We start from the raw sequence: 13,187 nt of genomic DNA, 5'->3' as shown, positions 1-13,187 counted from the left end.
CCTTTGCCTCCCTGCCGCTGTCCGCTGCCATGCTGGCCAACCTGGACGCCCTCGGATATGCCTCGATGACGCCGATCCAGGCCCAGAGCCTGCCAGTCATCCTCAGGGGCCAGGACCTGATTGCCCAGGCCAAGACCGGCAGCGGCAAGACCGCCGCCTTCGGCATCGGCCTGCTCAACCCGATCAACCCGCGCTATTTCGGCTGCCAGGCGCTGGTGCTGTGCCCCACCCGCGAGCTTGCCGACCAGGTGGCCAAGGAACTGCGCCGCCTGGCCCGCGCCGAGGACAATATCAAGATCCTCACCCTCTGCGGCGGCGTTTCGCTGGGCCCGCAGATCGCTTCGCTGGAGCATGGCGCGCACATCATCGTCGGCACCCCGGGCCGCATCCAGCAGCACCTGGACAAAGGCACCCTGGTCCTCGACGGCCTGAACACTCTGGTGCTGGATGAAGCCGACCGCATGCTCGACATGGGCTTCTTCGACGCCATCGCCAGCATCATCGGCAAGACCCCGTCGCGCCGCCAGACCCTGCTGTTCTCGGCCACCTACCCGGCCGGTATCAAGCAGTTGGCCGCCGACTTCATGCGCAACCCGCAACAGGTCAAGGTCGAGAGCCTGCACAGCGACAACCAGATCGAGCAGCGCTTCATCGAGATCGACCCGCAGCAGCGCCTGGAGGCCGTTACCCGCGTGCTCGGCCACTATCGCCCGCAGTCCTGCGTGGCGTTCTGCTTCACCAAGCAGCAGTGCGAGGACCTGGTCGCCCACCTGACCGCCAAGGGTATCGTTGCCCAGGCCCTGCATGGCGACCTGGAGCAGCGCGACCGCGACCAGGTGCTGACCATGTTCGCCAACCGCAGCAGTTCGGTGCTGGTAGCCACCGACGTGGCTGCCCGCGGCCTGGACATCGACGGCCTGGACATGGTCATCAACGTCGAGCTGGCGCGTGACGCTGAGATCCATGTGCATCGGGTGGGCCGTACCGGCCGCGCGGGCGAAAAAGGCATTGCAGTCAGCCTGGTGGCACCTGCCGAGGGGCACCGCGCCCAGGCCATCGAAGACCTGCAGAAGAGCCCGCTGCGCTGGGACCAGCTGGACAGCCTGAAGAGCAAGGGCGGCGAGCCGCTGCTGCCGCAGATGAGCACTCTGTGCATCGCTGCCGGGCGCAAGGACAAGCTGCGCCCGGGCGACATCCTTGGCGCGTTGACCGGGGATGCCGGGATCCCGGGCAAGCAGGTGGGCAAGATTGCGATCTTTGACTTCCAGGCCTTTGTTGCCGTGGAGCGGCCACTGGCCAGGCAGGCCATGCAGCGCTTGAACAACGGCAAGATCAAGGGGCGCTCCCTGAAAGTGCGCATCGTCTGATGCTGATTTTTGGGCCGCGTTGCGGCCCGTTCACGACACAAGGCCGCTCCCGCAGGGGCCGCGCAGCCCCAGCAATCCTGAAGAGGTAACACCGTGCACTCCACCGACGTGATCATCCTCGGCGCCGGCGCCGCCGGCCTGATGTGCGCCCAGCTCAGCGCCCGCCGCGGCCGCCGGGTGCTGGTGCTCGACCACGCCAACAAACCGGGCAAGAAGATCCTCATGTCCGGTGGCGGGCGCTGCAACTTCACCAACCTGTACACCGAACCCGGCAACTTCCTCTCGCACAACGCCCACTTCTGCAAATCGGCCCTGGCCCGCTATACCCAGTGGGACTTCATCGAGCTGGTGTGCAAGCACGCCGTGCCCTACCACGAGAAGAAGCTCGGCCAGCTGTTCTGCGACAACAAGGCCAGCGACATCCTCGACATGCTGCTGGCCGAATGCGACGAGGCCGGTGCCGAGATCCGCATGCACACCAGCATCGAACAGATCGAGAAGACCGAAGGCGGCTACCTGCTGCAGACCAGCGGCGGCCAGTTCGCCTGCCAGTCGCTGGTGATCGCCACCGGCGGCCTGTCGATCCCGACCCTCGGGGCCACCGGCTTCGGCTACCAGGTGGCGCGCCAGTTCGGCCACACCCTGCTGCCGACCCGCGCCGGCCTGGTGCCATTCACCATTACCGAGCCCCAACTCAAGGCACTGTGCAGCGAGCTGTCCGGCACCTCGCTGGATTGCACCGCCAGCTGCAACGGCACCAGCTTCCGTGAGAACCTGCTGTTCACCCACCGCGGCCTCAGCGGCCCGGCGATCCTGCAGATCTCGTCATTCTGGGAAGCCGGTGACACGGTCGAGATCAACCTGCTGCCCGACCGCGATGCGCTGGCCTGGCTGCAACAGATGCAGGCCGAACGCGCCAACGCCGAACTGAAGACCGTGCTCGGCGAGGTATTCACCCGCAAACTGGCCAACCTGCTGGCCGAGCAGTGGTTCGAGTCCAGGCCCATGAAGCAGTACACCCCGGCAGAACTGGCGCAGATCGCCGACAAGCTGGCGAACTGGCAGGTAGTGCCGGCCGGCACCGAGGGCTACCGCACCGCCGAAGTGACCCTGGGTGGGGTGGATACCCGCGAAGTGTCGTCCAAGACCATGGAGTCGCTGAAGAGCCCCGGCTTGTATTTCATCGGTGAGGTGCTGGATGTGACCGGCCACCTGGGCGGTTTCAATTTCCAGTGGGCCTGGGCCTCCGCCAACGCCGCTGCGCAGTTCGTGTAGAGTAGAATCCATTCAGCAGCACGGAACGCTTCTTGCTGACCGTGCCGCCATGCATTCAATCGATCACTGCCCAGCAGGCCATCATGTCATCGAGCTCGTTCCGTCAGTCACTGCGTCGCCTGTGGGGCCAAGACAAGTTCAGCTACAGCATCCGGGTGACCATCGCCCTGACCGGCAGCCTGGCCCTGTGCTGGTACCAGAACGAGATGGCCCTGCTGATTCCGCTGTTTCTCGGCATCATCGCCAGCGCCCTGGCGGAAACCGATGACAGCTGGCAGGGCCGCCTCAGCGCCCTGGCCGTTACCCTGGTGTGTTTCGCGATCGCCGCGCTGGCGGTCGAATTGCTGTTCCCCTACCCCTGGATCTTCGTCATTGCCCTGGCCCTCGCCGCCTTCAGCCTGACCATGCTCGGGGCGCTGGGCGAGCGCTATGGCGCCATTGCTTCGGCAACCTTGATCACTTCGGTATACACGATGATCGGCGTAGACCAGCGCGGCGGCCAAGTCACCGACTTCTGGCACGAACCGCTGCTGCTGGTGGCCGGTGCGGCCTGGTACGGGCTGCTGTCAGTGCTGTGGCAAGCGTTGTTTTCAAACCAGCCGGTGCAGCAGAGCCTGGCCAGGCTGTTCTTCGAGCTGGGCAGCTACCTCAAGCTCAAGGCCAGCCTGTTCGAGCCCATCCGCACCCTCGACGTCGAAGCCCGACGTCTGGAGCTGGCCCGACAGAACGGCAAGGTGGTGGCGGCCCTCAACGCAGCCAAGGAGATCATTCTGCACCGGGTCGGCAACAGCCAGCCCAACTCCAAGGTCAGCCGGTACCTCAAGCTGTATTTCCTGGCACAGGACATCCATGAGCGGGTCAGTGCCTCGCACTACCCCTACAACGCACTGACCGAGACATTCTTCCACAGCGACGTGATGTTCCGCTGCCAGCGTCTGTTGCGCAAACAGGGCTCATCCTGCCAGGAACTGGCCCGTTCGATCCGCCTGCGCCAACCGTTCGTGCTGGCCAGCGGTTACCCCGAAGCCCTCGAGGACCTCAACGCCTCGCTTGAACACCTGCGCATCCAGAGCAACCCGGCGTGGCGCGGCCTGTTGCGCTCGCTGAGGGCACTGGCTGCCAACCTGGCGACGCTGGACCGCCTGCTGAGTGCGGCCAGCAACCCGGACAGCCTGGCCGATGCCAGCGACAGCAGCCTGCTCGATCGCTCACCCCGTTCGCTGAAGGACGTGTGGACCCGCTTGCGCACCCAACTGACACCAACCTCACTGCTGTTCCGCCATGCCTTGCGCCTGCCGCTGGCATTGTCGATCGGCTATGGCATGGTGCACCTGATCCACCCGACCCAAGGTTACTGGATCATCCTCACCACCCTGTTCGTATGCCAGCCCAACTACGGTGCAACCCGGCGCAAGCTGGGGCAGCGGATAGTCGGCACCGCGTTCGGCCTTACCGTAGGCTGGGCGTTATTCGACCTGTTCCCCAACCCGGTTGTGCAGTCGTTGTTCGCCGTGGTCGCAGGGGTGGTGTTCTTCGTCAATCGCACCACCCGCTATACCCTGGCCACGGCAGCCATCACCCTGATGGTGCTGTTCTGTTTCAACCAGATCGGCGATGGCTACGGCCTGTTCCTGCCACGCCTGTTCGATACCCTGGTGGGCAGCCTGATCGCCATCCTCGCGGTGTTCCTGTTCCTGCCCGACTGGCAAGGGCGGCGCCTGAACAAGGTGCTGGCCAATACCCTGACCTGCGCCAGCCAGTACCTGCGGCAGATCATGCAACAATATGCCCACGGCAAGCGCGACGACCTGGCCTACCGCCTGGCCCGGCGTAATGCCCATAACGCCGACGCGGCACTGTCCACCACCTTGGCCAACATGCTCATGGAGCCCGGGCATTTCCGCAAGGAGGCCGACGTCGGCTTCCGCTTCCTGGTGCTGTCACACACCTTGCTCAGCTACCTCTCCGGGCTGGGCGCGCACCGCGATACCGCCTTGCCTGCGCAAGTGCAGGAACAGTTGATCGAAGGTGCCGGGCAGAGCCTGGCCAGCAGCCTGGACGAGATCGCCAACGGCCTGGCCGCGCGCGCGCCGGTGGCGATTCACAGTGATGCCGAAGAAGCGCTGGCCAATGCCCTGGAGCAGATGCCGGACGACCTGGATGAGCACCAGCGTCTGGTACAAACGCAGCTGGCGTTGATCTGCCGACAGTTGGCCCCCTTGCGGACCCTGGCCGCGCACCTGATCAAGGAAGGTGCGCCAAGCTGATTCCTGGGTGTCTGGGCTATCAGAAGCCATGCTGACGCAGCAGCCGTGCATAGCTGCCATCGGCCTTCATCGCCGCAATCGCCCGCTCGAACCGTTCGACGATCTGCGCATGCTCGGGATGCTTCAGGCTGACCAGGATATGCAGGGTGTTCTCGCCCAACGGGGGCTCCACCAGCATCACCCCATCACGCACTTCCTGCGGCTCGCGCTGCAGGTTGTAGCGGGCCACGTATTCGTCTTCCACCGCCAGGTTCACCCGCCCAGCGGCTAACATGCGTACCGCTGATGAAAAGTTGCGCACCGGCACTTTGTGCAGGCGGCTGTCACCATCGAACGCCGGGGAATAGGCGTAACCACGCACCACGGCGATGCTGTAGGAATACAAGTCGGATTGACGCCTGTAGCGAAACGCCTCGCCTTTGCGCTGCAGCAGCCGGACGCGGTTAGTCAGGTAGGCAGAGGAAAACTGCCCGATACGCTCGCGCGAGTCGTTGTGCCAGGCGTTGATCAGCACGTCGTAGCGCCCTTCGCTGACCCCGAGCAACGCCCGCGCCCATGGCACCTCCTCGAACCCGCTGGTGTAGCCGGCCCGAGTCAGCGCGGTAGTGACGATGCTGGTCGCCAGGCCGCCGCCGGGCATATTGGTGTCGGTGAACGGCGGCCAGTTGTCCGCCACCAGGCGCAGCCGGTCAGCACCCAGAGCAGGCGTCGCCAGCATCATTGCCAGTAATCCCAGCACACAAAGCAGTGGCCGCATGCTCAAGTCCTTTTCGCAATGGGGGAGCACACATTGTCAGGGCGGTCTTCTTCGCAACTACCGATGAGATTACACAAAGCCTCTGCCCAGGACAGCGGCCAATAGTGTCATTTAGCCTCTATTTTGGCCGAAGCCTCTGTCTGGCCGCATAAAGCCGCGATCTGTTCAGGGATAACCCAGCACTTCACGGATCTGCCGCAAGTGCCGGATGATCCACTGCTTGTCGATTGCCCCCCAGTCATGGATGCGGTAATGCCCGGCGTGATTGCGCGCGCCTTCCTGCTGCTCGAATTCGCAGACGATATCCAGGTCGGCCAACGCGGCGATGGTGTCCTGGGCGGTGCGCCGCGGCATGCCGGTAGCCTCCATCAGGGCGGGCACGCTGGTCGCGGTCTGGCTGTCGATCAGCCAGGCGACGTACAGGCGCCGGTAGAAGCTGCTCTTGGTCTTGCTCACTTCCATGCTGCGTGGTCCTTAACAGTTGCCCGGCAGCTCCCGATAGGTCAGGTAGACGCGCAGGTCGAATTCCAGTTGGTGGTAGTCCGGCTCCATGTGCTGGCAGAGCTGGTAGAACGCCTTGTTGTGATCACGCTCGCGCAGGTGCGCCAGTTCGTGCACCACGATCATGCGCAAGAATTGCGGCGCTGCTTCCTTGAACAGCGAGGCAATGCGGATTTCCTTCTTCGCCTTGAGCTTGCCGCCCTGCACCCTTGATACCGCCGTGTTCAGGCCCAGGGCACGGTGGGTCAGGTCGAGGCGACTGTCGAACAATACCTTGTCCAGGGGCGGCGCGCTGCGCAGGTACTGCTGGCGCAGATCCTGGGCATAGCCGTACAGCGCCTTGTCGCTTTGCACGTCGTGGCGGCCAGGGTAACGGCGCTGCAGATACTCGCCCAAGCGGCCGCTGTCGATCATCTGCCGCACCTGCTGCTGCAGGTGCGGGGGGTAGGCTTGCAAGTAACGTAATACAGTCATGGCGCGGGTTTCGGTATGACGAATGCCGATTCTAGCCAATCAGGGCACTGGCCAGGAGAAAATCGCCGGGAAACTGCTGGCATCCGCTGCGGTCATCGGATACGCCACCAGGAAGCCTTGCACGTACTCACAACCGTTGGCCTTCAGCCAGGCCGCCTGAACCGGGGTTTCCACGCCCTCGGCGATCACCGTGATGCGATAGTCGCCGCACAGGCTGATGACGCTGCGCACCAGCGCGGCGTCCACCGCCGAGCCGGGCAGGCGCGCCACCAGGTGGCGGTCGAGCTTGAGGGTATCGATCGGCAGGTCACGCAACATGCGCAACGAACAGTCGCCGGCACCGAAATCGTCCAGCGCCACCCGCACACCCAGGTCGCACAAACGGTGGATCTGTTTCACCGCCGCATCGATGTTGTACATCAGCGAGGTTTCCGCCACCTCTACTTCAAGCTGTGCCGGGTCCAGCTGGTACAGCTGGATCACCCGCTGCAACTCTTCGACCAGGCCAGGCATGACGAATTGTGCACGGCTCAGGCTGATACCCAGCACCAGGTCCGGGGCAAAGCGCTGGCACCAGGCCTGACGCTGGGCCGCACCCTGGCGGTAGATCCAGCTGGCCAGGCGGTTGATCAGGCGCGCCTCTTCCAGCAGCGGGATGAACAACCCGGGCGGCACATCGCCAACACTGGGGTGCTGCCAGCGCAGCAACGCCTCGAAACCTCGCAGCTGGCCGCCATTGAAGGCGACCTGCGGCTGGTACACCAACGTAAAGTCCTGCTGCTCGATGGCCGCGCGTACGCTGTCTTCGAGCATAAGCCGCGAACGTGCCCGGCCATTGAGCTCCTGGTCATAGAAGCGGTACTGCTGGCGCCCCGCCTGCTTGGCCGCGTACATCGCCGCATCGGCGGCACGCAACAGGCCTTCGACGTTGGCGCCGCAGTCCGGGTAGGTGGCGATGCCGATGCTGACCCCAAGGCACACGTCGAAGCCGTCCACCTCGTGGCTGATGGAAACACGCTCCAACAGCCGCTCGGCATAACGCCCGGCCTGCTCCGGATACGGCAGGCCGTCGAACAGCGCGGTGAATTCATCACCGCCCATGCGCGCCAACAGCGCCTCGCTGCCCAGGCAGTCCTTGAGCTGCTCGGCCACCCAGCGCAACACCCGATCACCGGCGTCGTGGCCAAGCGAGTCGTTGATGCGCTTGAAGCCGTCCAGGTCCATGTACATCAGCGCCTGCGCCTTGTCCGAGCGCTCGTTGCGCAACAGCACGCCTTCGGCGGCCTGGTAGAAACCGCGGCGGTTGAGCAGGCCGGTTAGCGGGTCGGTCACGGCCTGGTACTCCAGCTGCTGGTGCAGGTTGCGCACCACCGACATGTCCAGCACCGTCACCACCATGGCCTGCTGGTCGACCGGCAGCGGCGCGCAGGACAATGCCACGGGCAACAGCTCACCACCAGAGGTGCGCAGTTGGGCATCATGCACACGGAAGATCTGTCTGCCCAGGTACGCCTGGTAGAAGGCCGAGTCCTCCCACAGGCCGGCATTGGCCAGCTGCACCAGATCGAGCAGGCGGGCGCCCTGCAGCTGTGCTACCGGCGTGGACAACAGGTTGGATATGGCCGGGTTGGCAAAGCGGATGATGCCCTGCGCATCCACCACCAGAATACCCTCGGCGGCGTTTTCCAGGATCGACGCATTGAACGCCGTGGCCGCCTCCAGCTCACGGGTCAGGCGTTGCAGCATGCGCCGGTTTCGCTGCTGCTCGAGCAGGGCCTGGACCTTGGGCTTGAGGATCTGTGGGTCGAACGGCTTGAACATGTAGTCCACGGCGCCGCTGGCATAGCCTTTGAGCACGGCGGCTTCGGACTGTTCGTTGGCGGTGAGGAAGATGATCGGCGTCAGCCGGGTACGCTGGCTGCCGCGCATCAGCCGGGCGACTTCGAAGCCATCCATCTCCGGCATCTGTACATCCAGCAAGACCAGATCGACTTCATGTTCAAGCAATGTGTTCAAGGCTTCGATACCCGAACTTGCCGTTAGTACCTGCCAATCCTGACGGGCCAGCAATGCCCGCATGCTGATGAGGTTCTCGGGGTAATCGTCTACCACCAGGAGAACCGAACTGCCATCCAGTGGCTGTGGTAGAGCGTGAGCGCCATCCATGCTGCTTCTCTATTATGTGACCGACTTCAAAAATACACTTGGATCCACTAGTACTCTAGCTCTGAGCGAATAACACGCAATGCAATCAGAACGCTATCAGCGACTCAACTGTACCGAAGCCGACTAACGGTCGGTTCGCCGGGCTTTCCGTGCTGCCGATGACCAGGCCTGCATTAGCAGCAGGTTTCCTGCACCGCGAAAATGAAAAACCCGCATTTCTGCGGGTCTTCCGTGTTGCCAGTCGATCAGTTGACCTTGGCGGCCAGCTCGCCCTTGGCATAGCGCTGGAACATGCCTTCCAGGGAGATCGGCTTGATCTTCGAGGCATTGCCAGCGGTGCCGAAGGCTTCGTAGCGGGCGATGCACACATCACGCATGGCCTTCACGGTTTCGGCGAAGAACTTGCGTGGGTCGAACTCGCTCGGGTGCATGGCCATGTGGCGGCGGATGGCGCCGGTGGACGCCAGACGCAGGTCGGTGTCGATGTTCACCTTGCGCACACCGTACTTGATGCCTTCGACAATTTCCTCGACCGGTACACCGTAGGTTTCCTTGATGTCGCCGCCGTACTGGTTGATGATCGCCAGCCACTCTTGCGGTACCGAGGACGAACCGTGCATCACCAGGTGGGTGTTGGGGATGCGTTTGTGAATTTCCTTGATGCGGTCGATAGCCAGCACGTCACCGGTTGGAGGCTTGGTGAACTTGTAGGCACCGTGGCTGGTACCGATGGCGATCGCCAGGGCGTCGACCTGGGTCTTCTTGACGAAGTCCGCAGCCTCTTCCGGGTCGGTCAGCATCTGGCTGTGGTCCAGCACGCCTTCGGCGCCAATGCCGTCTTCTTCACCGGCCATGCCGGTTTCCAGCGAACCCAGGCAGCCCAGCTCGCCTTCTACCGAAACACCGCAGGCGTGAGCCATGGCAACGGTCTGCTGGGTAACGCGCACGTTGTACTCGTAGTCGGTCGGGGTCTTGCCATCTTCGCCCAGCGAACCGTCCATCATCACCGAGCTGAAGCCCAGCTGGATCGAACGCTGGCAGACGTCAGGGCTGGTGCCGTGGTCCTGGTGCATGCACACCGGGATGTGCGGGAATTCTTCGATGGCCGCCAGGATCAGGTGACGCAGGAACGGCGCGCCGGCGTATTTGCGGGCACCGGCCGAAGCCTGGACGATCACCGGGGAGTCGGTCTTGTCGGCCGCTTCCATGATGGCGCGCATCTGCTCGAGGTTGTTGACGTTGAAAGCTGGTACGCCGTAACCGAACTCGGCGGCGTGGTCCAGCATCTGGCGCATGCTAATGAGTGCCATGGTGTATCTCTCTCCCGACAAGCGTCGTTTGTTTCGTGCAAGCCTGCCGCAGGGGCGGTTGCTGTTCAAGTAGTGTGGGCCACCCTCGCGGCCCGGCCAGTCACGGTGCCTTGCAGCCCCGCCCAATCAGATCGTTGGTTGCCACCCAGTACACCAGGCCCTCTTCGCCCTTGGTATGGAAGGCCAGCATGCCATCGCTGTACAGCGCACCCGATGCACCGGGCTCGGCCTTGAGTCGGTAGACCTGGTCACCGCCCCCCAGGCGCACGTCGACCTGGTCACGTTGCGCATCCGCGAAACGCCACAGCACTTCAGCCTGGCTATCGCAGACCCAACGGGTCCAGTCCTCTGCCGGGGCGGGTTGCGCCGGCTGCAGCAGCGAGCATCCTGCCAGTGTCGCCAGGGCCATCACGGCCAAAAGCGCTTTCATTCAGCTTCCTCGATACAGGGCCGCACCGCGGCCCCTTTTCAAGACCACAAATCAGTCTTCAGGTTGCCTGTCACCCGATCAAGGGCAACCCGGCGCCTTGCGCTGGTGGTCTTCGTCGTATTTCTCCAGGCCTTCCGGGCCCACGCGCTTGCTGATGACCGGCACGGTCTCGGCTTGCCATTCGGACTGGTAACAGCCGCCCTTGGGCGGCTGCGCCGGGTCGACATCCGAGGCCGGGCTGCCAGCGCATGCGCTCAGCAGGCCAACCAGCATCATCACAGGCAATTGCTTGACCATCAGGCCACTCCCTTTGCCAAGCGCCGGCATCATCAGGCCTTGGCCCGTTCTTCCAGAATGGCCACGGCCGGCAGGACCTTGCCCTCGACAAACTCGAGGAAGGCACCACCACCGGTAGAAATGTAGGAGATATCGGCGCCAACGCCATACTTGTCGATCGCCGCCAGGGTGTCACCGCCGCCGGCGATGGAAAACGCCGCGCTGTCGGCGATGGCCTTGGCCAGCACCTCGGTGCCGTTGCCGAACTGGTCGAACTCGAACACACCGACCGGACCGTTCCACAGGATGGTTTTCGACGACTTCAGCAGCTCGGCGAAGTGGGCTGCGGTTTGCGGGCCGATGTCCAGGATCATGTCGTCAGCGGCAACATCGGCAATGGCCTTGACCGTGGCTTCGGCGCTTTCGGCAAACTCCTTGGCAACCACCACATCGACTGGCAGCGGCACGCTGACCTTGGCGGCGATAGCCTTGGCCGTGTCGACCAGGTCCGGCTCGTACAGCGACTTGCCCACCGGGTGGCCGGCGGCAGCGAGGAAGGTGTTGGCGATGCCGCCGCCGACGATCAGTTGGTCGCAGACTGCGCTCAGACTGTTCAGCACATCCAGTTTGGTGGACACCTTGGAGCCGGCAACGATGGCAGCCATCGGCTTGGCCGGGGCTTTCAGGGCCTTGCCCAGGGCATCCAGTTCGGCCGCCAGCAGCGGGCCGGCAGCGGCGACCTTGGCGAACTTGGCGACACCGTGGGTCGAACCCTCGGCGCGGTGGGCGGTACCGAATGCGTCCATGACGAACACGTCGCACAGGGCAGCGTATTGCTGCGCCAGCTCGTCGGCGTTTTTCTTCTCGCCCTTGTTGAAGCGCACGTTTTCGAACAGCACCAGGGAACCGGCCGGGACTTCGACACCGTCGAGGTAATCGGCCACCAGCGGCACCTCACGGCCCAGGGCCTTGCTCAGGTAGTCGGCGACTGGCTTGAGGCTGTTCTCGGCCGAAAATTCGCCTTCGGTCGGGCGGCCAAGGTGCGAGCAGACCATTACCGCCGCGCCCTTCTCCAGGGCCAGCTTGATGGTCGGCAGCGCTGCCAGGATGCGCGCGTCGCTGGCTACCACACCGTCCTTCACAGGCACGTTGAGGTCTTCGCGAATCAGTACGCGTTTACCTTGCAGGTCGAGGTCGGTCATCTTCAACACGGTCATGAATGCAGTCCTTCAGGGCTGTTTGTTGCGGGTGGGGTGGACGACGTGCAGATAATGTTCGGCAACGTCGAGCATACGGTTGGCAAAGCCCCATTCGTTATCGAACCAGGCCAGCAGGTTAACCAGGCGTGGGCCGGCAACACGGGTCTGGCTGGCATCGACGATCGCCGAATGCGGGTCGTGGTTGAAATCACAGCTGGCATGCGGCAACTCGGTGTAGGCCAGCAAGCCTTTCAGCGGGCCTTCCAGCGCCGCCTCGCGCAACACCCGGTTGACTTCGACCGCACTGGTATCGCGGGCAGTCTGCAGGGTGATGTCCAGGCACGAAACGTTGACGGTCGGTACGCGTACCGCTTTGGCCTGGATTCGCCCGGCAAGTTCCGGAAGCAGACGCTCGATGCCACGCGCCAGACCAGTGGACACCGGGATCACCGACTGGAAGGCCGAACGCGTGCGGCGCAGGTCTTCGTGGTGGTAGGCATCGATTACCGGCTGGTCGTTCATCGCCGAGTGGATGGTGGTGATCTGCACGTACTCGATACCGAACGCCTGGTCCAGCACGCGCAGCAGCGGCACGCCGCAGTTGGTGGTGCACGAGGCGTTGGACACGAGGCGCTCACGGCCGGTCAGGCAGGCCTGGTTGATGCCAAAGACCACCGTGGCGTCGACATCGGCCTCGCTGGCCATCGGCTGCGAGAACAGCACCCGCGGTGCACCGGCGTCGAGGAAACGCTGGCCATCGGCGCGGGTGTGGTAGGCGCCGGAGCATTCCAGGACCAGGTCGATGTCCAGGGCGGCCCAGTCGATGCCTTCAGGGGTGGCACTGCGCATCACCTTCACGCAGTCGCCATTTATATGCAGACAGTCGCCGTCGACCTTCACCTCACCGGGAAAGCGCCCGTGGGTGGAGTCGAAGCGTGTCAGGTATTCCAGGCTGGCCTGGTCGGCCAGGTCGTTCAGCGCGACGATCTCGAAACCGGCCTTTGCCCCCCGCTCGAACAGCGCGCGCAAGACACAGCGGCCGATACGGCCATAACCGTTGAGTGCAACTTTGTAGGGACGCGGGTGGGACATAGGTAGCTCTTGAACTCCGGCAGTTGAACGGGGCCGCTGCGCAGCCCATTCGCGGCACAAGGCCGCTCCTACA

12 protein-coding genes are annotated in these 13,187 nt (G+C 63.8%); 3 read left to right on the top strand and 9 right to left on the bottom strand.

Annotated features, from left to right (window positions below):
* Positions 1-29: 29 nt before the first annotated feature.
* The 3 genes from dbpA to yccS all read left to right on the top strand — a co-directional run bounded on the left by dbpA (position 30) and on the right by yccS (position 4,909).
* Positions 30-1,367 carry an ATP-dependent RNA helicase DbpA gene (gene dbpA / locus B4L76_RS16000; RefSeq protein WP_296233962.1) on the top strand — a complete coding sequence of 446 codons (1,338 nt, stop codon included), beginning with the start codon at positions 30-32 and terminating at the stop codon, positions 1,365-1,367.
* Between the two features lie 93 nt (positions 1,368-1,460).
* Positions 1,461-2,642: an NAD(P)/FAD-dependent oxidoreductase gene (locus B4L76_RS15995; protein ID WP_296233796.1), complete on the top strand. Its 1,182-nt coding sequence runs from the start codon at positions 1,461-1,463 to the stop codon at positions 2,640-2,642.
* Between the two features lie 83 nt (positions 2,643-2,725).
* Positions 2,726-4,909: a YccS family putative transporter gene (gene yccS / locus B4L76_RS15990; RefSeq protein ID WP_296233959.1), complete on the top strand. Its 2,184-nt coding sequence runs from the start codon at positions 2,726-2,728 to the stop codon at positions 4,907-4,909.
* A 19-nt stretch (positions 4,910-4,928) separates the two neighbouring features.
* Here yccS and B4L76_RS15985 read toward each other — a convergent pair whose 3' ends face one another.
* The 9 genes from B4L76_RS15985 to epd form a co-directional block, all read right to left on the bottom strand.
* Complete coding sequence (locus B4L76_RS15985; RefSeq protein ID WP_296233794.1) at positions 4,929-5,666, bottom strand: substrate-binding periplasmic protein; 738 nt, start codon at positions 5,664-5,666, stop codon at positions 4,929-4,931.
* A 165-nt stretch (positions 5,667-5,831) separates the two neighbouring features.
* Positions 5,832-6,128 carry a winged helix-turn-helix domain-containing protein gene (locus tag B4L76_RS15980; RefSeq protein ID WP_003249396.1) on the bottom strand — a complete coding sequence of 99 codons (297 nt, stop codon included), beginning with the start codon at positions 6,126-6,128 and terminating at the stop codon, positions 5,832-5,834.
* Between the two features lie 12 nt (positions 6,129-6,140).
* Positions 6,141-6,641 carry a M48 family metallopeptidase gene (locus B4L76_RS15975; RefSeq protein ID WP_225779493.1) on the bottom strand — a complete coding sequence of 167 codons (501 nt, stop codon included), beginning with the start codon at positions 6,639-6,641 and terminating at the stop codon, positions 6,141-6,143.
* 39 nt (positions 6,642-6,680) lie between these two features.
* A complete protein-coding gene (locus B4L76_RS15970) occupies positions 6,681-8,807 on the bottom strand; it encodes a putative bifunctional diguanylate cyclase/phosphodiesterase (RefSeq protein ID WP_296233791.1) in 2,127 nt (708 codons plus the stop codon).
* Between the two features lie 245 nt (positions 8,808-9,052).
* The gene (gene fba / locus B4L76_RS15965) at positions 9,053-10,117 is read right to left on the bottom strand and encodes a class II fructose-bisphosphate aldolase (protein ID WP_170033124.1); all 1,065 of its coding nucleotides are present in this window, start codon (positions 10,115-10,117) and stop codon (positions 9,053-9,055) included.
* A 100-nt stretch (positions 10,118-10,217) separates the two neighbouring features.
* Complete coding sequence (locus B4L76_RS15960) at positions 10,218-10,547, bottom strand: MliC family protein (RefSeq protein ID WP_296233790.1); 330 nt, start codon at positions 10,545-10,547, stop codon at positions 10,218-10,220.
* A gap of 78 nt (positions 10,548-10,625) precedes the next feature.
* Positions 10,626-10,877 carry a hypothetical protein gene (locus tag B4L76_RS15955; RefSeq protein WP_296233789.1) on the bottom strand — a complete coding sequence of 84 codons (252 nt, stop codon included), beginning with the start codon at positions 10,875-10,877 and terminating at the stop codon, positions 10,626-10,628.
* Positions 10,877-12,040: a phosphoglycerate kinase gene (locus B4L76_RS15950; RefSeq protein ID WP_296233788.1), complete on the bottom strand. Its 1,164-nt coding sequence runs from the start codon at positions 12,038-12,040 to the stop codon at positions 10,877-10,879. Before B4L76_RS15950 ends, B4L76_RS15955 begins: the two co-directional genes overlap by 1 nt.
* Positions 12,041-12,052: 12 nt before the next feature.
* Positions 12,053-13,114: an erythrose-4-phosphate dehydrogenase gene (gene epd, locus B4L76_RS15945; protein ID WP_296233787.1), complete on the bottom strand. Its 1,062-nt coding sequence runs from the start codon at positions 13,112-13,114 to the stop codon at positions 12,053-12,055.
* Positions 13,115-13,187 lie beyond the last annotated feature (73 nt).

The organism is Pseudomonas sp. UBA4617, assembly GCF_002386445.1.
Classification (GTDB): Bacteria; Pseudomonadota; Gammaproteobacteria; order Pseudomonadales; family Pseudomonadaceae; genus Aquipseudomonas.
Note: the sequence above shows the minus strand (reverse complement) of the source record. Positions and strands in the feature narration are given on the sequence as shown.

Excerpts from the sequence above, each read along its gene's own strand:
- B4L76_RS15955 (WP_296233789.1), bottom strand. The coding sequence starts at position 10,877 with ATGATGCCGGCGCTTGGCAAAGGGAGTGGCCTGATGGTCAAGCAATTG.
- B4L76_RS15970 (WP_296233791.1), bottom strand. The coding sequence starts at position 8,807 with ATGGATGGCGCTCACGCTCTACCACAGCCACTGGATGGCAGTTCGGTT.
- B4L76_RS15950 (WP_296233788.1), bottom strand. The coding sequence starts at position 12,040 with ATGACCGTGTTGAAGATGACCGACCTCGACCTGCAAGGTAAACGCGTA.
- B4L76_RS15985 (WP_296233794.1), bottom strand. The coding sequence starts at position 5,666 with ATGCGGCCACTGCTTTGTGTGCTGGGATTACTGGCAATGATGCTGGCG.
- fba (WP_170033124.1), bottom strand. The coding sequence starts at position 10,117 with ATGGCACTCATTAGCATGCGCCAGATGCTGGACCACGCCGCCGAGTTC.
- B4L76_RS15960 (WP_296233790.1), bottom strand. The coding sequence starts at position 10,547 with ATGAAAGCGCTTTTGGCCGTGATGGCCCTGGCGACACTGGCAGGATGC.
- dbpA (WP_296233962.1), top strand. The coding sequence starts at position 30 with ATGCTGGCCAACCTGGACGCCCTCGGATATGCCTCGATGACGCCGATC.
- B4L76_RS15980 (WP_003249396.1), bottom strand. The coding sequence starts at position 6,128 with ATGGAAGTGAGCAAGACCAAGAGCAGCTTCTACCGGCGCCTGTACGTC.
- epd (WP_296233787.1), bottom strand. The coding sequence starts at position 13,114 with ATGTCCCACCCGCGTCCCTACAAAGTTGCACTCAACGGTTATGGCCGT.
- B4L76_RS15975 (WP_225779493.1), bottom strand. The coding sequence starts at position 6,641 with ATGACTGTATTACGTTACTTGCAAGCCTACCCCCCGCACCTGCAGCAG.
- yccS (WP_296233959.1), top strand. The coding sequence starts at position 2,726 with ATGTCATCGAGCTCGTTCCGTCAGTCACTGCGTCGCCTGTGGGGCCAA.